The organism is Sphingopyxis sp. BE259, assembly GCF_031457495.1.
Classification (GTDB): domain Bacteria; phylum Pseudomonadota; class Alphaproteobacteria; order Sphingomonadales; family Sphingomonadaceae; genus Sphingopyxis.
Genome location: NZ_JAVDWM010000001.1, coordinates 3103553 through 3125846, shown reverse-complemented (window position 1 = coordinate 3125846; position 22294 = coordinate 3103553). Strand labels below are relative to the sequence as shown.

Annotated in this window: 22 protein-coding genes; 14 read left to right on the top strand and 8 right to left on the bottom strand. The window is 64.5% G+C overall.

Translation table 11 applies throughout. The features are described 5' to 3' along the window. Positions 1-65: 65 nt before the first annotated feature. Positions 66-695, bottom strand: a complete 630-nt coding sequence (locus tag J2X44_RS14965) for a sigma-70 family RNA polymerase sigma factor (protein ID WP_310085708.1) — start codon at positions 693-695, stop codon at positions 66-68. Then, the gene (locus J2X44_RS14960) at positions 695-949 is read right to left on the bottom strand and encodes a NepR family anti-sigma factor (protein ID WP_310085706.1); all 255 of its coding nucleotides are present in this window, start codon (positions 947-949) and stop codon (positions 695-697) included. Before J2X44_RS14960 ends, J2X44_RS14965 begins: the two co-directional genes overlap by 1 nt. A 147-nt stretch (positions 950-1096) precedes the next feature. Between J2X44_RS14960 and J2X44_RS14955 the strand changes: the two genes are divergently transcribed. Both J2X44_RS14955 and J2X44_RS14950 read left to right on the top strand, forming a co-directional pair. Continuing rightward, the gene (locus J2X44_RS14955) at positions 1097-1540 is read left to right on the top strand and encodes a BLUF domain-containing protein (protein ID WP_310085703.1); all 444 of its coding nucleotides are present in this window, start codon (positions 1097-1099) and stop codon (positions 1538-1540) included. A 187-nt stretch (positions 1541-1727) separates the two neighbouring features. Next, a complete protein-coding gene (locus tag J2X44_RS14950) occupies positions 1728-2282 on the top strand; it encodes a sigma-70 family RNA polymerase sigma factor (protein ID WP_310085699.1) in 555 nt (184 codons plus the stop codon). Between the two features lie 5 nt (positions 2283-2287). Here the strand turns inward: J2X44_RS14950 and J2X44_RS14945 are convergent, their stop codons facing one another. Further along, positions 2288-3082 (bottom strand): response regulator, encoded by a 795-nt coding sequence (locus J2X44_RS14945; protein WP_310085697.1) that lies wholly within the window; start codon positions 3080-3082, stop codon positions 2288-2290. 276 nt (positions 3083-3358) lie between these two features. Here J2X44_RS14945 and J2X44_RS14940 point away from each other — a divergent pair, with 276 nt between their 5' ends. The 12 genes from J2X44_RS14940 (at position 3359) to fghA (ending at position 17145) form a co-directional block, all read left to right on the top strand. Continuing rightward, complete coding sequence (locus tag J2X44_RS14940) at positions 3359-4834, top strand: GAF domain-containing protein (RefSeq protein WP_310085694.1); 1476 nt, start codon at positions 3359-3361, stop codon at positions 4832-4834. 50 nt (positions 4835-4884) lie between these two features. Then, the gene (locus J2X44_RS14935; protein WP_310085690.1) at positions 4885-6135 is read left to right on the top strand and encodes a putative DNA modification/repair radical SAM protein; all 1251 of its coding nucleotides are present in this window, start codon (positions 4885-4887) and stop codon (positions 6133-6135) included. Next, a complete protein-coding gene (locus J2X44_RS14930) occupies positions 6132-7562 on the top strand; it encodes a UdgX family uracil-DNA binding protein (protein ID WP_310085687.1) in 1431 nt (476 codons plus the stop codon). Before J2X44_RS14935 ends, J2X44_RS14930 begins: the two co-directional genes overlap by 4 nt. After that, positions 7562-8575: a ligase-associated DNA damage response exonuclease gene (locus J2X44_RS14925; RefSeq protein ID WP_310085684.1), complete on the top strand. Its 1014-nt coding sequence runs from the start codon at positions 7562-7564 to the stop codon at positions 8573-8575. The genes J2X44_RS14930 and J2X44_RS14925 overlap by 1 nt, the downstream gene beginning before the upstream one ends. Then, entirely contained in the window at positions 8572-10242 is a 1671-nt protein-coding gene (locus tag J2X44_RS14920) for a cisplatin damage response ATP-dependent DNA ligase (protein WP_310085682.1), read from the top strand. The genes J2X44_RS14925 and J2X44_RS14920 overlap by 4 nt, the downstream gene beginning before the upstream one ends. Positions 10243-10469: 227 nt before the next feature. Beyond that, positions 10470-11084, top strand: coding sequence for a superoxide dismutase (locus J2X44_RS14915; protein WP_310085680.1), 615 nt, complete (start codon positions 10470-10472; stop codon positions 11082-11084). A 212-nt stretch (positions 11085-11296) separates the two neighbouring features. Then, positions 11297-12676 (top strand): L-serine ammonia-lyase, encoded by a 1380-nt coding sequence (locus tag J2X44_RS14910; RefSeq protein ID WP_310085677.1) that lies wholly within the window; start codon positions 11297-11299, stop codon positions 12674-12676. 559 nt (positions 12677-13235) lie between these two features. Further along, positions 13236-14348 (top strand): S-(hydroxymethyl)glutathione dehydrogenase/class III alcohol dehydrogenase, encoded by a 1113-nt coding sequence (locus J2X44_RS14905; protein ID WP_310085674.1) that lies wholly within the window; start codon positions 13236-13238, stop codon positions 14346-14348. A gap of 144 nt (positions 14349-14492) precedes the next feature. Next, positions 14493-15353: a formyltetrahydrofolate deformylase gene (purU, locus tag J2X44_RS14900; protein ID WP_310085672.1), complete on the top strand. Its 861-nt coding sequence runs from the start codon at positions 14493-14495 to the stop codon at positions 15351-15353. A 51-nt stretch (positions 15354-15404) separates the two neighbouring features. After that, the gene (locus tag J2X44_RS14895; RefSeq protein ID WP_310085668.1) at positions 15405-15782 is read left to right on the top strand and encodes a VOC family protein; all 378 of its coding nucleotides are present in this window, start codon (positions 15405-15407) and stop codon (positions 15780-15782) included. A 14-nt stretch (positions 15783-15796) separates the two neighbouring features. Continuing rightward, entirely contained in the window at positions 15797-16300 is a 504-nt protein-coding gene (locus J2X44_RS14890; protein WP_310085666.1) for a prolyl-tRNA synthetase associated domain-containing protein, read from the top strand. Then, positions 16297-17145: an S-formylglutathione hydrolase gene (gene fghA, locus J2X44_RS14885; protein ID WP_310085665.1), complete on the top strand. Its 849-nt coding sequence runs from the start codon at positions 16297-16299 to the stop codon at positions 17143-17145. The genes J2X44_RS14890 and fghA overlap by 4 nt, the downstream gene beginning before the upstream one ends. A gap of 114 nt (positions 17146-17259) precedes the next feature. Here fghA and J2X44_RS14880 read toward each other — a convergent pair whose 3' ends face one another. The 5 genes from J2X44_RS14880 to J2X44_RS14860 form a co-directional block, all read right to left on the bottom strand. After that, on the bottom strand, positions 17260-18237 hold the full coding sequence (locus tag J2X44_RS14880) for a quinone oxidoreductase (protein WP_310085662.1): 978 nt from the start codon (positions 18235-18237) through the stop codon (positions 17260-17262). A gap of 156 nt (positions 18238-18393) precedes the next feature. Next, a complete protein-coding gene (locus J2X44_RS14875) occupies positions 18394-20244 on the bottom strand; it encodes a DEAD/DEAH box helicase (RefSeq protein ID WP_310085659.1) in 1851 nt (616 codons plus the stop codon). A 65-nt stretch (positions 20245-20309) separates the two neighbouring features. Beyond that, positions 20310-21488, bottom strand: coding sequence for an NAD(P)/FAD-dependent oxidoreductase (locus J2X44_RS14870; protein WP_310085657.1), 1179 nt, complete (start codon positions 21486-21488; stop codon positions 20310-20312). Between the two features lie 7 nt (positions 21489-21495). Then, positions 21496-21675, bottom strand: a complete 180-nt coding sequence (locus tag J2X44_RS14865; RefSeq protein ID WP_062177561.1) for a hypothetical protein — start codon at positions 21673-21675, stop codon at positions 21496-21498. Beyond that, the gene (locus J2X44_RS14860) at positions 21672-22148 is read right to left on the bottom strand and encodes a GreA/GreB family elongation factor (protein WP_310085652.1); all 477 of its coding nucleotides are present in this window, start codon (positions 22146-22148) and stop codon (positions 21672-21674) included. Before J2X44_RS14860 ends, J2X44_RS14865 begins: the two co-directional genes overlap by 4 nt. Positions 22149-22294 lie beyond the last annotated feature (146 nt).

Here is a 22294-nt window from a genome sequence, read left to right as displayed (position 1 = left end):
GGGAGAGGAAGGAATGCGCCAATCTGGCGCGGCGGCGCGGCAAAGTCGAGAGGGCTTGGTGTTGCTTAGCGGTTGGCCGCCTCACGCCGCGCGGTGATGATCTCGACGCTGTCCATGATCGCATCGACCGCTTCGCTGGCCGGCGGGGCATCGGCGCGCTTTTGCGAGAACTGACCGCTGTTCATAATCTCTTCGAGCGCGGCACGGGCGCGCGACACGCGGCTTTTCATGGTGCCCAGCGCGCAGTCGCAAATGCTCGCGGCTTCTTCATAGGACATGCCACCAGCGCCCACCAGGATCAGCGCCTCGCGCTGATCCTGCGGCAATTCCATCAGCCCGCGCTGCAGGTCGGCCATTTCGCCGCTGTCTTCCTGGCTGGCGCGGGTCGACATCGTCCGTTCGACCGCAGTTTCGTCATATTCGCCGACGAATTTGTTGCGGCGCATCTGCGACAGAAAGGTGTTGCGCAGGATGACGAAGGTCCACGCCTTGATCGATGTGCCGCGTTCGAACCGCTCGCGCGATGCCCAAGCCTTGACCATCGTGTCTTGGGTCAGGTCATCGGCAAGGTCGGGGCTGCCCGACAGGCTGCGGCCATAGGCGCGAAGGTGGGGGATCACGCCAGCCAGCAACACCTTGAATTCGGCGTCGGACAGGCTGTCGCCGCCGGGCGCCGCAGCAGCGGAGTCGGCCATTATTGTTTCGAACTTTTTTGATCGAGTTGCGACAACAGGTCGAGCATATTGTCGGGAAGCTGTTCGGCGACAATGTTGCCGTAAATCATCCGCAGCTTCGCGCTCACCGGTTCAGGTGCTTGGCGGCCGGTCAGCGTGCGATGCCACTCGTCGCTGTCCGTGCCGGGAAAGCTGCCCTGCTTGCGAATAGGCGCATCGGTCCCCGGGGGCGGGGTGCCCTTGCCGTTCGTCCTGTTGTTGCCTTGCGTAGCCATGCCGAAGCAACGACGAAAAGCGCCGCGAGTTCCCGACTAGTGCGTTTTTTGCGACGAAAGCGTTGCCAAGATGCCACAACGGCCCTAATCGTGGCACCGCGTAAGCGACCAGGCTTGCGGCGAGGGGTTGAATTGCGCCTTTCCCGCATGGGAAAGGCTGGAGAACGCCGCTTGCTTTCCGTCATCTATATTAGCGTTGCCGATCCGTTGATCGGCGAACAGGACATCGCCGCGCTGTTGGTCGAGGCCCGCCGCAACAATCAGCGCGACGCGCTGACCGGCGCGCTGATCTTTAACGGTCATAACTTCCTCCAATTGCTCGAAGGTCCGGCTGATAAGGTCGATGCTTGTCTCGACACGATCCGCGGCGATCCGCGGCATAGCGGGATGATCGAGGTTCGGCGCCGGACGATCGAAGAGCGCGCCTTTGCCGAATGGACGATGCTCTATGACCCGAATTTTCGCGGCCATGACGACAATCTTGCGCGCTTGGCGAGCAGCGGGCGACTGGACCCGCAAGATGCGTTGATGATGGAAAATTTCATCGCGCTGGGGCGCCGCGGTCGGTCGACGCAGGACGCTGCCGATTGACCGGCGCTTCGGGCTTTTTCGATGCGCTCGCCGGTTCGGGTTTGCATCGCGAGAGCAAGGCGCTAAGCCTGAACCGCTTCGCGACTGTGACTGCCAAAACTAAGGCCTATTTATCAATACCCTGACGCCTCCACCGCTCGACCCCCAACCGCTCGACGACGCCAGCTTCAAGCGCGAACTGGCGGCGATGTTGCCGCATCTGCGCGCCTTTGGCCGCAGCCTGTGCGGCAACGCCGACCTGGCCGACGATCTGGTGCAGGAAACGATGCTGAAGGCGTGGAAGGCGCGGGCACAATATGTGCCGGGGCCGGCCAGCATGAAAAGCTGGGCGTTCGTCATCCTGCGCAACTGTTTCCTGTCGCAGATGCGGCGCAAGAAATTTACCGCCGAATATGACGAGCTGGCCGCCGAACGCCTGCTGGTTGCGCCGGACGACCAGGACGACAGTCTGCATCTTGCGGACGTCCAGCGCGCGCTGTTGATGTTGCCCGTCGATCAGCGCGAGGCGCTGGTGCTGATCGGCGCCGGGCAATTATCCTATGAGGAAGGCGCAGCGATTTGCGGCTGCGCGGTCGGGACGATGAAAAGCCGCGTGTCGCGCGCGCGCACCGCGCTGCAGACGCTGCTTGAAAGCGGCACGATGCCGCTGCGCAGCACCGACGAACTGGCATCGAGCGACGTGTTCCGGTCGATCATGGACGACGTCGATCATCTGACCGCGAACGGACCGGGGCGGGATTAAACCGTCTAGGCCGCGAGCTGCGGGGTGAACAACAGGCTCTGGCTGATCGCGGCGCGCACGGTATTTTCGCGGAAGGGTTTGGAAATCAGGAAGGTCGGTTCAACCCGCCCGCCGGTCAGCAGCCGTTCGGGGAACGCGGTGATGAAGATCGCCGGCACCGGCGCGATCGCCAAGATGTCCTGAACCGCGTCGATACCTGACGATCCGTCGGCGAGTTGGATGTCGGCCAGCACCAGCCCGGCATCGGTTGCCTCGAACGCCGCCACCGCGTCGGCATGGGTCGCGGCAACCCCGGCGACCCTGTGCCCAAGCGCGCGGACGATCTGTTCGAGTTCCATGGCGATCAGCGGTTCATCCTCGATGATCAGCACCGACGTGCGCGTTTCGCGATCGAGCTCGCCCACCGCATCGGCCAGCAAGGTTTCGACCGTCGGACCGTCCGTGCCGGTGATCGTGGCCGCTTCGCCGACCGAAAAACCTTCCAGCGCTGTGAGCAACAGGATTTGCCGGCCGAGCGGGGTCATTTGCGCCAGCCGCTGATTGGCGGCGCGCACGAACGGGTCCTCGCCCTCGTCATCGCCTTCGCCATCATCGATATAGGCGCTTTCCCAGATGCGGTGGAAATTGCGGTACAGGTCGATGCGAGTGCCGTTGCCGGCGCTGAATTCGTCGGGAGCGGCGACAATGACTTCCAGCGTCGTGTGGACAAAATTGTCACCATGCTGCTGGCTGCCGGTCAGCGCGCGCGCGTAGCGTCGCAGAAACGGCAAATGTCCGCGAATTTCGTCACCCAAGCTCATGCAAAATTCCTCCCGCTCAAGCGCGTGATACGCGCGTCCCCAGATATCAGTTCCGCATCAGCGCATCAAAATCGGGCGGAAAATTGCGGTGACCTGTGCGCGGCGGCACTGCAACTTGTCACGTTGCGGTGCGTAGAGTCATCCGGGAAGTCACCGGCCGATACGTAAGCCAGTGGAATTACACCGCTTTCCTTATTTCGCGGCAAGCATACTTTTTTAGGGACCATATTCATGGCAGAGCGGCCCCAAGCGGCACGAGGAAGCGAGGGGCGACACTTGATCGATGGGGTGGTTTTGGAGCCGGAACAGGCCGAACGTCTGCGTCTGGACACGCTGCGCGAATATCGCATCCTCGATACCGGTCCCGAGGAAGCGTTCGACCGGGTGACGAAAATGGTCGCCGACCTTTACGACGCGCCGATTGCGCTGGTTTCACTGGTTGACGATTGCCGCCAGTGGTTCAAATCATCCTATGGTCTCGATGTCCCCGAAACGCCGCGCGACATCAGTTTTTGCCAATATGTGATCGCCGAGGACAAGCCGGTGGTTGTCGTTGACGTGCTGGGTGACGAGCGGTTCCGGGACAATCCCCTGGTCACCGGCGATCCGTTCATCCGTTTTTACGCCGGGGTGCCGCTGCGCGCCTATAACGGAACGATCCTGGGCACCTTGTGCGTCATCGATCGTAAGGAGCGACCGGTGCTGGTCGAGCGCGAACTGGCGCGCCTTGAGGATTTTGCCGCGATCATCATGGCCGAGGCGGACCTGCGGCGGATTGTCGCCCAACGCGACGACGCCCGACAAACGCTGGAGCGGGCGCTCGATTTTTCAGGCATCGCGACTTGGCGTTACGACGCCCGGACGGGCGCGATCCAATGGGACGGCGCCGTCGCCGAGCTGTGGGGCGCCGATTTCGAAACCGCGCTGGCCGATATTGACGGCTTTTACGAACGGCTGCTTCCGGAAGACCGCGATGGCGTCCGCATCGTGCTGGGCGGATCGGTCGCCAACGGCTCCCACTATGCCACCGAATATCGCATCCAGCACCCCGAACGCGGGGTGCGGTGGATCGCGGTGCGCGCTGACTGGGACGTGCGGTCGAACGACGCCATCCTGACCGGGATCAGCATCGACATCACCGAACAGAAAAGCCGCCAGGAAAATGCCAATTTGTTGATGCGCGAATTGCATCACCGGATGCGTAACCTGTTCGCGACGGTCAGCGCGATCATCTCGCTGACCCGCCATGCGGCGACTGACGTAGACGACTACGTCGAGCGGATCACGGGGCGGCTCGACGCGCTCAACCGCGCCCAGAATGTCCTGCTCGGCGCCAATTTCATGACCGGGTCGATGCACGCGTTGCTGCGCGAGGTCGAAGCGGCGTTTCCGCGCATCCGCTGGTCCGGCCCCGATTTGCTGCTGCCGGAAAATGCACTGGTCGCAATGGCACTGGTGTTCAACGAACTGGCGACCAACGCGGTCAAGCATGGCGCGCTGTCGGGCGCGAGCGGCGACGTCGACATCCAGTGGACGCAAGATCCCGAAGGGCAACAGCCGCGGCTGTTCCGGCTGACCTGGACCGAAAGCGGCAATGACGGGCCGATCGGTCCGCCCGAAAAGACCAGCTTTGGCACATTGCTGATGGAGCGCAGCGTTCGCAACAATCTGGGCGGCACGATCGAGCGTCATTGGGAGCCGACAGGCCTGAAGCTCGACATCACCTTGCCAGCGCGGTGGCGCGACGCCTGACCGCGCCCGGATGATTTGTTCGCTCTATGTTCCTGTGCTACAACAGGGCGATGGCGGAAAAGATGATTCTGGAAAAGCTCGGCATTTTGGCCGATGCCGCGAAATATGATGCATCGTGCGCGTCGTCGGGCACGGTGAAGCGTGACTCGACCGGCACCAAGGGGATCGGATCGACTGAGGGCATGGGCATTTGTCACAGCTACGCCCCCGACGGGCGTTGCATCTCGCTGCTCAAAATCCTGCTGACCAATTTCTGCATTTACGACTGCCGCTTTTGCATCAATCGCGCATCGAGCAACGTGCCGCGCGCACGCTTCAATCCGCAGGAAGTCGTCCGGCTGACTCTGGATTTCTACAAGCGCAATTATATCGAAGGGCTGTTTCTGTCGTCGGGGATCATTCGGTCCGAAGATTATACGATGGAGCAATTGGTCGAGGTCGCGCGGATATTGCGCGAAGAACATCGCTTTGGCGGGTACATCCATCTGAAAACGATCGCCGGAGCGGCGCCCGAGTTGATCGCACTGGCGGGGCGCTATGCCGATCGGTTGTCGACGAACGTCGAACTGCCAACCGAGGCCGGATTGTCGAGCTTTGCGCCCGAGAAAAAACCCGCAACGATCCGCAAGACGATGGCGTCGGTGCGGGTCGGCGCCGACGATGCGATCGAAGCGGCGAAAGGGCGGCTGCTCAAAAAAGCCAAGGCACCGCGCTTTGCGCCCGCTGGGCAATCGACCCAGATGATCGTCGGGGCGGATGCGTCGCGCGACGACGACATATTGGCGACCGCCACCAACCTTTATTCGGGCTATCGCCTCCGCCGCGTCTATTATTCGGCCTACAGCCCGATCCCCGATGCGAGCAGCGATCTACCGCCGGTGCGACCGCCGCTGATGCGCGAACATCGACTGTATCAGGCCGACTGGCTGCTGCGCTTCTATGGCTTTCAGCGCGCCGAAATCATGGAGGGCGCGCAGGCGGGGATGCTCGATCTGGCGATCGATCCCAAGCTCGCCTGGGCGCTGATGCGGCGCGACATGTTTCCGGTCGATATCAACCGCGCCCCGCGCGAGCTGTTGCTGCGCGTGCCGGGGCTGGGGACGCGCGCCGTCGACCGTATCGTCGCGGTGCGGCGGACCGGCAAGCTGCGAATCGGCGACCTGGCAAAGCTGACCGCGTCGGTGAAGAAAGTCCTTCCGTTCATCGTCACGCCCGACTGGCGGCCGGGTTCGCTCACCGACAGCGCCAGCCTGCGCGCGCGCTTCGCCCCGCCCGCGGAGCAATTGTCGCTGGCGCTATGAGGGAGGTCGTGCTCGCCCGGCCCGGCGATTTCGCCGAATGGCGCGATGCGGCGCGCGGGCTGCTCGCGGCTGGTGTGGCGCCCGAGGATGTCAGCTGGCGCGGGGCCGATGAAGGAGCGTCGCTGTTCGGCGACGACGCACCGCCTGCGTCGGCGGGCGCTGTGTCGCTGCCGCGCGAACTGCTCGCGATGGCCGACCGGGTGATCTGCCACCGCGATACCGGGGTACCCGCACGGCTCTATCGCATCATGTGGCGCGCGCTGCGCGACCGGCAGCTGCTGGGGCGGCGAACCGATCCCGATATCGACTGGCTCGGCAATACAGACAAGGCGATCCGCCGCGACATTCACAAGATGCACGCGTTCGTGCGCTTCCGACGCCTGGGCGAGGATAATGCGGGGCGCGAATCCTTTGCCGCTTGGTTCGAGCCTGATCACTATATCCTGAGGCTGACCGCGCCCTTCTTTCGGCGGCGTTTTTATGGGATGGACTGGGCGATCTTTACCCCCGACGCGCGGGCGATCTGGCATGATGAAACGCTGACCTATGGCGCAGGCGGGACAAAGGACGAGGTGCCCGCCGCAGATGTCGTCGAGGATCAGTGGCGGACTTATTATGGCGCGATCTTCAACCCCGCGCGGGTGAAGATCGACGCGATGCGCGCCGAAATGCCAAAGAAATATTGGAAGAACCTGCCCGAGGCGCAGGATATCGCGCCGCTGCTTGCAGGCGCCGGGGCGCGGGTGGAACGGATGCGTCAGACCGCCGTTTCGCTTGCGAACCCGCAAACCGGAAAATGGCGAACCCGCATGCCCGAAGCCCTGGCCCTGACCGACGACATCGACTCGCTGGATGACCTCGCTCGCGCGGTCGGTGACTGCACGCGCTGCCCGCTGCATTGCAACGCGACGCAGGCGGTAACGGGCGAAGGACCGTTGGCGGCGCGCATCATGCTGGTCGGCGAGCAGCCGGGCGACCGCGAGGATCTGGAAGGGCGACCCTTTATTGGCCCCGCCGGGCAGGTCTTGAACGAGGCGCTGGCCGAGGCTGGTCTTGATCGGCAGCGCCTGTTCCTCACGAACGCGGTCAAGCATTTCAAATTCGAACCGCGTGGCAAGCGGCGGCTCCACCAGAATCCGACGGCGGGCGAGATCGACATCTGCCGCTGGTGGCTCGACAAGGAACGCGCCGTGGTGCAGCCCGACCTGATCGTCACGCTGGGCGGCAGCGCGCTGCGCGGGGTGACGGGCAAGTCGGCAAGCATCGCGTCGATGCGCGGCGCTGTCCACGAACTCGCCGGAGGCACAAAATTGATCGCGACGATCCATCCCTCCTTTCTGCTGCGGTTACCCGACCGGGCGCGCGCCGCCGAAGAGCGCGCGGCGTTCGTCGCCGACTTGGCGCGGGCCCGAAAGCTCGGCGCCTGATGGCCAAACCAAAGCCCTGGCTCGAACCGCATCCGCACGGGCTGTATGTGAAGCCTGCCGATCTGTGGATCGACCCGTCGCGCCCCGTCAAACGCGCCGCCGTCACCCACGGCCACGCCGACCACGCGCGCAGCGGCCATGGCGCGGTGTTCGCGACCCCCGAAACGCTGGCGATCATGGCGCTGCGCTACGGCGTCGATGTCGCGGCGAGCCATAATCAGGCCTTTCCCTATGGCGACGGTTTCGAACGCGGCGGGGTGCGCTTCAGCTTCCATCCCGCCGGGCATGTTCTAGGCAGCGCGCAGATCTTGATGGAATATGCGGGCGAACGGATTGTCATCACCGGCGACTACAAGCGCCGCCCGGACCCGACCTGCGCCCCGTTCGAGGTCGTGCCGTGCGACATCTTCATCACCGAGGCCACTTTCGGGCTGCCGGTATTCCGCCACCCTCCCACGTCAGACGAGATCGCCAAGCTGATCGGCGCGGTTCGCGCCGAACCGGGTCGTTGCGTGCTCGTTGGTGCCTATGCGCTGGGCAAGGCGCAGCGGGTGATGGCGGAGCTGCGCGCCGCGGGATGGGATGCGCCGATCTATATTCACGGCGCTATGGAAAAAATGTGCGCGCTCTATGCCGCGCATGGCGTCGATCTGGGCGAGCTCAAACTGGTCAGCGAGACCGACAAGGCCGAGATGGCGGGGCAGATCATCGTCGCGCCGCCGTCGGCGCTCAACGATCGCTGGTCGCGGCGGCTGCCCGATCCGGTGACCGCAATGGCGTCGGGCTGGATGCGCGTGCGCCAACGCGCGCGGCAGCGAATGGTCGAACTGCCGCTGGTGATTTCGGATCATGCCGACTGGGACGAACTGACCACGACGATCACCGAGGTGAACCCGAAAGAGACGTGGATCACCCACGGCAGCGAGGACGGCTTGCTGCGCTGGTGCGAATTGCATCAGCGCAAGGCGCGCGCGCTGCATCTGGTCGGCCGCGATCTGGAGGAGGAAGCGTGAAAGCCTTTGCCGCCCTGATCGACCGGCTGATCTACACGCGGTCGCGCAATTCGAAGCTGGCGTTGATCGCCGATTATCTGAAGCATACCCCCGATCCCGACCGCGGCTGGGCGATTGCGGCACTGACCGAAAGTCTGGACTTTCCGGCGGTGAAATCGGCGATGGTGCGGGCGTTGCTGGCGACGCGGGTGGATGAGGAACTGTTCCGGCTGTCGCGCCATTTTGTGGGGGACACGGCGGAGACCGCAGCGTTGTTGTGGCCGGACCCCCCATCCGTTCGTGGTGAGGAGCGACTGAGCCCGGCGACGGCGCGTCTCGAACCACCTGCAGCTGTCCTTCGAGATGCCCCTTCGACAAGCTCAGGGGCTGCTCAGGACGAGCGGAATTCGTTGACCATATCCGAAGCGGTTGACGCCCTATCCGCTGCCACCCGCGCCACCGCCCCCGCGATCCTCGCGGACCTGCTCGACCGGCTCGATGTCGACGGGCGTTATGCGCTGCTCAAGCTGGCGCTTGGCGGGATGCGCGTCGGGGTGTCGGCGCGGCTGGCGAAACAGGCGTTCGCGCAGGCGTTCGACGTGCCTGTCGACGATGTCGAGGAGCTGTGGCACGCAATACCGCCGCCCTATGCGCCGCTGTTGGCGTGGGGCGAGGGCAGGGCGGAGCGGCCCGACCTCGCCGATGTCGCCTTCTTCCGCCCCTTCATGCTCGCTCATCCGCTGGAGGATGGCACCGTCGATCTCGCCGACTATGCCGCCGAGTGGAAATGGGACGGCATCCGGGTCCAGATCGTGCGGGGTGGCAGCGAGACGCGCATCTACAGCCGCGGCGGCGAAGAGATCAGCGCGGCCTTCCCCGAGCTGGTCGCGGCGTTCGATCAGGACGCGGTTATCGACGGCGAACTGCTCGTCCGCGGCGATGCTCAGGGGGGAGAGGCGGCGAGTTTCAATGCGCTGCAACAGCGGCTCGGGCGCAAGACGGTGTCGAAGAAAATGCTCGCTGAATCCCCAGCGTTCGTGCGTGTTTATGACCTGCTTGCGGTTGACGGCAACGATCTGCGCCTTCTGCCTTGGACCGAACGGCGGCGGCAGTTGGAGACGTTCGTACCGCACCTCGCCGATAGCCATTTCGACCTGTCGCAAGTGATCGACGCCAAGGATTTCGACGACCTTGCGACCCGCCGCGCGGGTGCGCGCGATGCGGCGATCGAGGGGGTGATGCTCAAGCGCCGCGATGCGCCCTATGTCGCGGGCCGCCGGGCCGGGCTGTGGTATAAGTGGAAGCGCGACCCGCTGACCGCCGATTGCGTGATGATGTATGCCCAACGCGGCAATGGGCGGCGCGCCAGCTTCTATTCGGACTACACCTTCGGGTGCTGGAGCGACGACGGTGAATTGTTGCCCGTCGGCAAAGCCTATTCGGGGTTCACCGACGAGGAATTGAAGTGGCTCGACAAATTCGTGCGCGACAACACGCTGAACCGCTTCGGCCCGGTGCGCGAAGTGGAAAAATCGCTGGTGCTGGAGGTGGCTTTCGATTCGATTCACGCTTCGAAGCGCCACAAGTCGGGGTTGGCGATGCGCTTCCCTCGCATCTCGCGCATCCGCCGCGACAAGCCCGCCGAGGAGGCGGATCGCATCGCGGCATTGTTGGCAATGGTGACGTAGCTTGCCTGTCTCGTCATCCCGGACTTGATCCGGGATCCATTCTTCCAGCGCCGCAATCGATCCCGGATCAAGTCCGGGATGACGAAAATGAATAGGTCGGCTCAAAGTGGCGAAGATGGTCAATTGATCGATTAGACCGAGAAAATTCACCATCTCAGCCTTGCAACCCGCTCCCGCGATACCGAGTTTAACCCCTCATCCCCTCTGAAAAAACAATGGAGACTGCCATGACGATCGCCCATCCACCCCTGCCCTACGCTCAGGATGCGCTGGAGCCGCATATTTCGGCCGATACGCTGGCGACGCATCATGGCAAGCATCACAAGGCTTATGTCGACAAGGTCAACGCGGCGATCACCGGCACCGAGCTGGCTGACAAGCCGCTAGAGGAAATCGTCCATCATGCCGAGGGCGCGGGCAACAAGGGATTGTTCAACAACGCCGCCCAGTCATGGAACCACGCCTTTTACTGGCACAGCCTGAGCCCTGAAAAAACCGCCCCCGAAGGCGACCTGCTCGCCGCGATCACCCGCGATTTCGGGTCGCTCGACGATCTGAAAAAGAAGCTCAAGGAAACCGCGGTCAACCATTTCGCATCGGGCTGGGCCTGGCTGGTGTCGCGCGACGGCACGCTGTCGGTGACCGATACGCATGACGCGGGTACCGAGCTGACCCTCGGCATCAAGCCGCTGGTCGTCATCGATGTGTGGGAACATGCCTATTATATCGACCGCAAGAATCTGCGCCCCGCTTATGTCGATGCAGTGGTGGATGAGCTGCTCAACTGGGATTTCGCGGCGGAGAATTTCGCCCGCGAGGCGACTTGGACCTATCCGGCCTGACCTGAATATCCTCCCTGCGGCGTAGCCGTGGGGAGGGGGACCGTCGCCGCAGGCGATGGTGGAGGGGCGGCGACGTGGCGCCAAAGCCCCTCCGTCAGCGCTTCGCGCTGCCACCTCCCCATCGCTGCGCGACAGGGAGGATACCCCCAATGCCGTAACGAAATTTGAACGGGTATCTATCGTCACGACGCCGCCGCCCCTATAGCGCCGCCATGACGATCAGCCTCTTTGAACTCTTCAAAATCGGTGTCGGCCCCTCTAGCTCGCACACTGTTGGCCCGATGGTGGCGGCCCGCCGTTTCACCGTCTGGCTTGACGAGAAAAATCTCTTCGATCGGACGGTACATGTCGAAGCCGATCTGTACGGATCGCTCGCGCTGACCGGCAAGGGCCACGCCGCCGACACGGCAATCGTTGCAGGTCTGGCGGGCGAGATTCCCGCGAGCACCAGCCTCGGCGCGATCAAGGCGCATTGGGACCGCGCGACCAGCGAAGGCTTCCTCTATCTGCTCGGGCGTCAGCGCGTTCGCTTCCAGCCCGCCCGCGACCTGCATTTCCAGATGCGCCAGCGCCAGCCGTTCCACAGCAATGCGATGAGCTTCACCGCGCGCGACGCCGACGGCGAGATCCTCGCCAAGCGGATGTATTTCTCGATCGGCGGCGGCTTCGTCGTCGACGAGGACGAGGCGGGACGCAACAGCCGCGGCGCCGAGGATGAGGTTGAACTGCCCTTCGCCTTCACCTCGGGCGCCGACCTGCTCAGCATGGGCGCGGCATCGGGCAAGAGCTTTGCTGAGATGATGCTCGAAAACGAACTCGTCCACCGCAGCCTCGACGAAGTGAACGCCGGGCTCGACGCGATTGCGGGCGCGATGGATGCGTCGATCGACGCGGGCTGTTGCAGCACTGGGATCCTGCCCGGCGGGCTCAAGGTCAAGCGCCGCGCGCCGCAGATCGCCGCCGACATCCGCAATCGCCACGAACAGAATCTGACCGATCCGCTCGCGATGATGGATTGGATCAACCTGTGGGCGATGGCGGTGAACGAAGAGAACGCCGCGGGCGGCAAGGTCGTCACCGCGCCCACTAATGGCGCGGCGGGGATCATCCCCGCGGTGATCCGTTTCTACCGGCGCGGCTATCGCGGCGACGACGCGGGGGTCCGCACCTTCCTGCTCGCCGCGGGCGCGGTCGGCGCTTTGTATAAACGCAACGCCAGCATCTCGGGCGCCGAAGTGGGCTGCCAGGGCGAGGTCGGGGTCGCCTGTTCGATGGCTGCGGCGGGGCTGACCGCCGCGCTCGGCGGCACCAACGCGCAGGTCGAAAACGCCGCCGAGATCGGCATGGAGCACAACCTCGGCCTCACCTGCGACCCGATCGGCGGGCTGGTGCAGATTCCGTGCATCGAGCGCAATGCGATGGGATCGATCAAGGCGATCGACGCCAGCCGCATCGCGATGATCGGCGACGGCACGCATGTGGTGAGCCTCGACACGGTGATCGCGACGATGCTGCAAACCGGGCGCGACATGCGCGATAAATATAAGGAAACATCGAAGGGCGGGCTGGCGGTTAGTGTGGTGGAGTGTTGATCACCACGGTTCCGTCATCGTCATCCCGGACTTGATCCGGGATCCACGGCGGCGCTGAAGTCATGGACCCCGGATCAAGTCGAACGAGCCACGTGTCTCGTTCGAGGGTTACGAAATAGGGGAGCGTGTCGGCAGATCGGGCTTTCCTACATTATTTCGCTGTGCCAGCCTGCGGTCCGGCTCTTTGATTTCGCCGATATTCGCGCCTGTCTTAAGGCGACAAAGGAGACAGTTTTGCGCGATGCGTCCGTATCTTTTGTCTCCTTAAGGACCGACGCCCTAGCCGCTAAAGCCACAAAGGACACAAAATCGATGCGCGCATGCGGGGCTTTTGTGGCTTTAGGGCGAAGCACTGAGCCAATCCTCCCTGTGGCGAAGCCATGGGGAGGGGGACCGCGCCCGCAGGGCGTGGTGGAGGGGCGGCGACGTTGCGTTATTGCCCCTCCGTCAGCGCTTCGCGCTGCCACCTCCCCATCGCTGCGCGACAGGGAGGATCGGGAGCATCTTGCATTGCCGCCCCATTTGCCTGATTGGGAGCGCCCGAGAAGGAGACCCGCCCATGAAGACCCGTGCCGCCGTTGCGTTCGAAGCGAAGAAGCCGCTCGAAATCGTCGAACTCGACCTCGAAGGCCCGAAGGCGGGCGAGGTGCTGGTCGAGATCATGGCGACGGGCATCTGCCACACCGATGCCTATACGCTCGACGGTTTCGACAGCGAGGGCATATTTCCGAGCGTGCTGGGGCATGAGGGCGCGGGCGTGGTGCGCGAAGTCGGCGCGGGTGTGACCAGCGTCGCCCCCGGCGACCATGTGATCCCGCTCTACACCCCCGAATGCCGCCAGTGCAAAAGCTGCCTGTCGGGCAAGACCAACCTGTGCACCGCGATCCGCGCTACCCAAGGAAAGGGGTTGATGCCCGACGGCACGACGCGGTTCAGCTACAAGGGTCAGCCGATCTTCCATTATATGGGCTGCTCGACCTTCTCGAACTTCACCGTATTGCCCGAGATCGCGGTCGCGAAAATTCGCGAAGACGCGCCGTTCCAGTCGAGCTGTTACATCGGCTGCGGCGTAACCACGGGGGTTGGGGCAGTGATTCACACTGCCAAGGTGCAGGTCGGCGACAATGTCGTCGTCTTCGGCCTCGGCGGTATCGGGCTCAACGTAATCCAGGGCGCGCGCCTCGCGGGGGCGAAGCAGATCATCGGCGTCGACATCAATCCCGATCGCGAGGAATGGGGCCGCAAGTTCGGGATGACCGACTTCCTCAACACCAAAGGCATGAGCCGCGAAGACACGGTTGCCGCGATCGTCCAGCTGACCGACGGCGGCGCCGACTATACCTTCGATGCCACGGGCAACACCGAAGTGATGCGCACCGCATTGGAAGCCTGTCACCGCGGCTGGGGCACGTCGATCATCATCGGCGTCGCCGAGGCGGGCAAGGAAATCGCGACGCGGCCGTTCCAGCTTGTCACCGGGCGCAACTGGCGCGGCACCGCGTTCGGCGGCGCCAAGGGCCGCACCGACGTGCCGAAGATCGTCGACATGTACATGACCGGCAAGATCGAGATCGACCCGATGATCACCCATGTCATGGGGCTCGAGGAGATCAACAAGGGGTTCGATTTGATGCATGCGGGGGAAAGCATCCGCAGCGTCGTCGTCTTCTGATCTAATACTTATGATCCGTTCGCCCTGAGCTTGTCGAAGGGCCGTTCTTCCTTCATGCGGCGGCGAGGGGAAGAACGGTGCTTCGACAGGCTCAGCACGAGCGGGCTTTGAGGATGATCCTTCCGTTCAAGAGGGAGTGACGATTTGACTGGACCATATGTCCTGACCTTCAGCTGCGTCGACGCGGTCGGCATCGTGGCTGCCGTCACCGGACTGCTCGCGGAGCGCGACGGCTTCATCCTCGACAGCCAGCAATATGCCGACCTCGATTCGGGGCGTTTCTTCATGCGTGTCGCCTTTCGCGGCGCCGGGCCGCGCTTCCCCGAGGGGCTGGCGGGCGTACAGGCGGCGTTCGTGCCGATCGTCGAGCGTTTCGCGATGGACGCGCGGATCAGCGACAGCGCCGCCAAACCGCGCTTTGTCATCGCGGTGTCGCAGGGCAGCCATTGCCTCAATGACCTGCTCCACCGCTGGTCGACCGGCAATCTGGCGATCGATATCGTGGCGGTCGTGTCGAACCATGAACATCAGCGGCGGCTGAGCGAATGGCATGGGGTGCCGTTCCACCATTTCCCGGTCAGCGACGCCAATCGCGCCGAACAGGAAGAACGCATCCTCGACCTGATGGCGCGCAGCGGCGCCGACTATCTGGTGCTGGCGCGCTATATGCAGGTGTTGTCGCAGGATATGTCGGGGAAACTCGCGGGGCGCTGCATCAATATCCACCACAGCTTCCTGCCCGGGTTCAAGGGCGCCAAACCCTATCACCGCGCGCAGGAGCGCGGGGTCAAGCTGATCGGCGCGACGGCGCATTTCGTGACCAGCGACCTCGACGAAGGCCCGATCATCGAACAGGCGGTCGAGCGTGTCGATCACCGCGACAGCGTCGAGGATCTGATCCGCATCGGCCGCGACGTCGAGGCGCAGGTGCTGGCGAAAGCGGTGCGCTGGGTCGCCGAACAACGCGTGCTGATCGACGGCCGCAAGACGGTGGTTTTCCGCTGACAAGGCTGGCACAAGATCGGTATCGATTCGCAACGAAAAAAGGAGAGAGCGATGTACAGTCACAATATGGTCGGCACGAACGACGTGGCCAAAGCCAAGACATTCTATGATGCGACCTTTCAGGCGATTGGCGGCAAGCCGGGGATCCAGGACGACAAGGGCCGTCTGATCTATATGCACAATGGCGGGCTGTTCCTGGTAACGCCGCCGATCGACGGCCAGCCGGCGACCGCGGGCAATGGCTGCACGATCGGTTTCGCGATGGACGACGAGGCGCAGGCCAATGCGTGGCACGACGCCGGCGTTGCCGCGGGCGGCACCAGCATCGAAGACCCGCCGGGCATCCGCCAAGGCGGCTTTGGTCAGCTCTACCTCGCTTATCTGCGCGACCCCGACGGCAACAAGCTGTGTGCACTGAAGCGCCTGTAAACGACCGATAGATCATGCGCGGCGAAGCGGGACTGCTGGCGGACCTGAAGGCGCTGGGAATTCCGTTCGCCGCGCACGAGCATGACGCGGTGTTCACCGTCGCCGAGAGCGAAGAGGTTAATGCCGCGATCCCGGGCGCGCATACCAAGAACCTGTTTCTGAAGGATAAGGACGGCGCTTTCTGGCTGGTCACCGTGCCGTCGGCGGCGCGCGTCGACCTGAAGGCGCTGCCCGCCGCGATCGGCAGCAAGCGGGTGAGCTTTGGCAAGGCCGATGACATGGCGCGTTTACTGAGCGTCGCGCCGGGATCGGTGACGCCGCTGGCGGCGATCAATGCGCCGCCGGGCAGCATCACCGTCATCCTCGACGCCGCGTTGGCCGCCGCTGATCGCGTGGGCGTCCACCCGCTGCGCAACACCGCAACGCTGGCACTGGCGGGCGGGGCGATACTGGACCTGCTGCGCCATTGGGGGCATGATCCGCTGATCGCCGCCATCCCCGTTCAGGACAATTCATGACTTTAGAGACGCTATCGACCGTTCGCAGCCATGGCGGGACGCAGGCCGTGTACAAGCACGCCAGCACCACCACGGGCACTGACATGAGTTTCGCGGTCTTTGTCCCCGACCATGAACCCGGCGCCAAGCTGCCGGTGCTCTGGTATCTGTCGGGGCTGACCTGCACCCACGCCAATGTGATGGAAAAGGGCGAATATCGCGCTGCCTGCGCGCAGCATGGCGTGATTTTCGTCGCCCCCGACACCAGCCCGCGCGGAGACGGCGTTCCTGACGATCCCGAAGGTGCTTGGGATTTCGGGCTAGGTGCGGGATTTTATGTCGATGCGACCGAGGAACCTTGGGCGGCGCATTACCGGATGCGATCCTATATCGAGGACGAACTGCCATCGCTGATCCTGCGCGAGTTTGCTGCGGCCGACATGACGCGGCAGGGGATTACCGGCCATTCGATGGGCGGCCATGGCGCACTGACCGTGGCGCTGCGAACGCCTGATCGCTTCAGGTCGGTGTCGGCCTTTTCGCCGATTGTCGCGCCGCTGCAATGTGCGTGGGGCGAAAAGGCGCTCGGCAATTATCTGGGCGCCGATCGTGAAGCGTGGGCGGCGTATGACGCGTGTGCGCTGATCGCGGGCGGGTCGCGGGTCGCCGATTTGCTGGTCGATCAGGGGGAAGCCGACAATTTCCTGGCCGAGCAGTTGAAAACGCATTTGCTGGTCGAAGCATGCGAATTGGCGGGGCAGAAGGCCGAGATCCGGATGCAGCCGGGCTATGACCACAGCTATTATTTCATCTCGACCTTTCTGGCCGAGCATGTGGGATGGCATGCGGAGAGGCTAAACGCCTAAGTTATTAATTTCCGTTCGCATCGAGCGAAGTCGAGATGCCGTGAAGACATGAGCCGACGACGGGTGTCTCGACTTCGCTCGACACGAACGGGAACTGGGGTCACGTGCTAAAGTCTAGGGAATCAGCAACGTCGACCCGGTCGTCCGTCCCGCTTCCAGATCGGCATGCGCCCTTGCCGCATCCTGCAACCCGTAACGCTGGCCGACGGTAATCCTCACCGCGCCGCTTTCGATCATCTCGAACACCCGCGCCGCGCCCGCAGCGCGCTCGCCGGCATGGAGGTAATAGTCGAACAAGGTCGGTCGGGTCACGAACTGCGAGCCGTGCTGCGCGAGCACGCCCAAATTCACCCCGGTCACCGGTCCACCCGCATTGCCATAGCTGACGATCAGCCCGCGCCGCGCGGTGGCTTTCAACGATACGTCCCATGTCGCCATGCCGATACCGTCGAACGTCACCGGAACGCCCTGACCGTCGGTGATTTCGCGGACGTGCGCGGCGACGTCATCGCTTTTGTACATCAGCACATGGTCGGCGCCCGCCTCGCGCGCCGCTTGCGCCTTTGTCTCGGTGCTGACGGTGCCGATCACCGTCGCGCCGATCGCTTTCAGCCATTGGGTCAGGATCAGGCCGACCCCGCCTGCCGCGGCATGGACCAGCACCGGCCAACCCGCCTCGACCTTGGCGCAACGTTCGACCAGCATTTCGACCGTGCAGGCCTTGAGCAGCGCCGCCGCAGCGGTGTCGTCGTCGATCGCGGGAGGGAGCTTGAACAGCGACGCCGCGGTGACCAACCTCGCGCTGGCATAGGCGGTGCGTTCGGGGCCAAAGGTCGCGGCGCGGTCGCCGGGCCGGAACCCGTGGACGCCCTCGCCAACCGCGATTACTTCCCCGGCGGCTTCGAGGCCGAGCCCGCCGGGCAGTTGTACCGGATAGGTGCCGTCGCGGTGATAGATGTCGATGTAATTCAGCCCGATCGCCGTCTGGCGGAGCAGCACCTGGCCGGGGCCGGGCTTGTCCAGCGTGACCTCGCGCCAGTCGATGACCTCGGGTCCACCCTGGCTTTCGATGAAGGCGGTGATGGCTTTCATGGCGCGCGCTCCTACTGTCCGGTCCATCTGGGCTGGCCAAGCGGGAGGCGCAAGGGTGGTTCGACCATGTCGCACGTCATTGCGAGCGCAGCGAAGCAATCCAAAGCTGGCGTAAACCGCTCTGGATTGCTTCGCTGCGCTTGCAATGGCGAGACGTTATTTCGGGCGGCGCGGGCTGCGCTGGCCGAAGGGCTTGGGTTTGTAGCGGTCGTTGCCGCCCGGGCCGCCGGGGCCACGCGGCCCGCGCGGACCTGCGCGGTCGCCGCCGGGTGCACGCCCCAGCGTAGCGCGGGGCGCACGGTCGCCCGAATGGCCGCCGCCATGCCCGCCCTTATCGCGGCGCGGCGGATAGGTCGGGCCGTCGGGGGCGGGGGTGATCGCCACGCCGCTGTCGTCCTCGCCATCTTCATTGGCGCTGCGTACCACCGCCTCGGCAAAGCGATCGGCGATCGCGCGCGGGATATTGAACATCGTTTCCTTGGGACCGATGCGGATCGCGCCGATCTCGTTCTTGCTGACGTGGCCGCGGCGGCACAGCAGGGGCAGGATCCAGCGCGGGTCGGCATTTTGGTGGCGCCCGATGTTCAGACGGAACCAGACGCTGTCCTCGAACCCTTCGCGGTGGTCGGCACTGCCGCGGTCGGGCCGTTCGAAGCGTTCGCCGCGCTCGGGGCGTCCGCCGGATTCGCGGCCACGGGCGCTGTTGTCGATCAGGTCTTCGGGCGGCGGCATCAGCGCCCGGTGCATCTGAACCAGCGAGGCGGCGATATTCTCGGGGGTGCGCTCGGCCATCAGGCGCTGCGCGAGTTCGATATCCTCGGGTTCATGCTCGACGGTGGTGAGCAATTTTTCCATCAGCCGTTCCTGATCGCGCTTGCGCACGTCGGCGGCGGTCGGGGCGTCCATCCACTCGGCCTCGATCCGCGCGCCGCGCAGCATGCCGTCAACGCGGCGGCGGCGGGGATAGGGGACGATGATGACCGCGGTGCCCTTTTTGCCCGCACGCCCGGTGCGGCCCGAACGGTGCTGGAGGGCTTCGGCGTCGCGGGGAATTTCGACGTGGATGACCAGGCTGAGCGTCGGCAGATCGATGCCGCGGGCGGCGACGTCGGTCGCAACGCACACCTTGGCGCGGCGGTCGCGGAGCGCCTGCAGCGCGGCGTTGCGCTCATTCTGGCTGTGCTCGCCCGACAGCGCGACGGCGGCGAAACCGCGCTCGACCAGGCTGGCGTGAAGACGGCGGACATTGTCGCGCGTCGCGCAGAACAGCATCGCGGTCTCGGCGTCGTGCAGGCGCAGCAGGTTGACCACCGCGCCCTCGATGTCGGCGGGCGCGACGGTCACCGCCTGATAGGCGATGTCGCCATGGCCGCGGTCCTCACCGACGGTCGAGATACGCAGTGCATCCTGCTGATACCGTTTGGCGAGCTGGACGATCGGTTTCGGCAGCGTCGCCGAGAACAAAAGCGTGCGGCGCGTCGCGGGGGTGCCGTCGAGGATTTCCTCAAGGTCGTCGCGAAAGCCCATGTCGAGCATTTCGTCGGCTTCGTCGAGCACCGCGACGCGGAGCGCAGTGAGGTCGAGCGCGCCGCGTTCGAGGTGATCGCGCAGGCGCCCCGGAGTGCCGACGACGATCTGCACGCCCTGGCCGAGTGCGCGGCGTTCCTTGCTGGCGTCCATGCCGCCAACGCAGGTCGCGATGCGCGCCCCGGCCTTGGCATAGAGCCAGCTAAGTTCGCGGCTGACCTGCAGCGCGAGTTCGCGGGTCGGCGCGATGATCAGCGCGAGCGGCGAGGTCGCAAAGGGAAGGCGGCCATCCTCGATCAGTTCGTCGGCCATCGCGAGGCCGAAGGCGACGGTCTTGCCCGAGCCGGTCTGGGCGGAGACGAGCAGATCGCGGCCCTTGGCTTCCGATTCGGTGACTTGCGTCTGGACGGGGGTGAGTGCCTCATAGCCGCGCGCGACAAGGGCGTCCGAAAGGACGGGGGAAAGATTTTCGAAAGGCATTTTTATCTCAATAATAGAGGCGGCCACCGGTGCGGTGGCAGGCCGACAGAAGGGGCTCAATGGGCTTAAATCACCTGTCCGGCAGCGTGTCCGCTAGCCCAGGCCCATTGAAAATTATAGCCGCCTAACCACCCTGTGACATCTACGGCCTCGCCGACCGCATAGAGGTTTGGAACGGTTTTGGCCATCATTGTTTGCGATGACAGGTTGGCGGTCGAAATTCCGCCGACGGTGACCTCGGCTTTCGCGAAACCTTCGGTGCCGTTGGGGCGGAAAATCCAGCGGGCAAGCTGCGACTCGGCTTCGGCGAGCTTGCGGTCGGTTTGCGCTGCGAGTTCGCCGGGCAGCGCGAGGCGCTCGGCGAGGGTTTCGGCGAGCCGGTCGGGGAGCATCGCGCCAAGCGCGGCGCGCAGCGTGGCGCGCGGGCGGCTCCGCTTGGCGTCGAGCAGCCAGCCGTCTGGCGCATCGGGCAACAGGTCGATCGTCACCGGTTCGCCATGCCGCCAATAGCTGCTGACCTGCAAAATCGCCGGGCCGGACAGGCCGCGGTGCGTGAAGAGCGCCGCCTCGCGAAACGCCGCCTTGCCCGCGCGCGCCTCGACCGGCGCGGCTATACCCGACAGTTCGCGGAACAGCACATCATCGCCGCCCAGCGTCAGCGGGACTAGCGCCGGGCGCGGTTCGACGACCTTGAGGCCGAACTGGCGCGCGAGGTCATATGCGAAGCCGGTTGCGCCCATTTGCGGGATCGACGGTCCGCCGGTGGCGATGACCAAACTGGTGGCCGCAAATTGCTGATCACCGAACCGCACCGCGAATTTGCCGTCGGCGTGGGTGACCGCGCCGACCGGCTGACCGGTGCGGACATCGATGCCGCCCTTGGCGCACTCCGCCAGCAGCATCGCGACGATCTGTTTCGCCGACCCGTCGCAGAACAGCTGGCCCAGCGTTTTCTCGTGATAGGCGATGCCATGGCGGTCGACGAGCGCGATGAAGTCGGCGGGGGTGTAGCGCGCCAGCGCCGATTTGGCGAAATGCGGGTTGGCCGACAGGAAGCGATCGGGCGCGGCGTTCACATTGGTGAAGTTGCAGCGCCCGCCGCCCGAAATCAGGATCTTCTTGCCCACCTGATCGGCATGGTCGAGCAGCAAGACGCGCCGCCCGCGTTGCCCCGCGATCGCGGCGCACATCAGCCCTGCCGCGCCGGCGCCCAATATGATGACGTCAAATTCATTCGCGGACATGAGCGTGTCAGTGCAGCTTGGCGATCGACAGTCCGTCGGCCTTGGCGCGCACCTTCACCGATTCCTCGCTGCGCGTCAGCGCCTTGGCGATGGCTTTCAACGCCATGCCCTTTTTGGCCAGCGTGTGCAGCTTGTCGATTTCGGCGGGGGTCCACGGCTGTTTGTGGCGTTCGAACTTGTCTTTCATGCCTGCGTCTCCGGATCGGTTTCGACCGCCACGATCGTGATGGCATCCTCGCGGTCCTGATATTCGACGTTCTCGCCAACCTCGGCGCCCATCAGCGCGCGGGCGAGCGGGGCCGAAAAGGCGATCGAGCCACGCGCCGGATCGGCTTCGTCGCCGCCAACGATGGTGATCGTCTTCTCCGCCTTGTTCAGCCGATAGGTGACACGGCTGCCGATGCCGACGCTGCCGTGCGCGGGCGACGCCTGGACGTCAGCGGTCGCTTGGCGGGTGTGGAAATAGCGCAGGCGGCGCTGCAATTTCTTGCGCGCTTCGTCGTCGCCGGTTGCCGCGATCTCGGCCTCGATCCGCGCGACCGCTTCGCCGAGCAGCCGCAAGCCGCGCGGCGTGACCCAGTTCGGGCCGACCGCGATGGGCAGCTCGAATTCGGGTTCCTTATGCTCGTCGTCGCCTTCGCGGCGAAACGCTACGCTCATGATCTGCTTTCCGGCCCTAATCGCAAAAGCCGCCCCTGCGCGCCGAAGGTGGCGACAAAATGGCGCGGCGGCTGGTGCGATGCGTAACCTTTGCGCGCGACCCCGCGAAACCCTTGTCGATGCCATCCCCCGCATCACTCATTTCC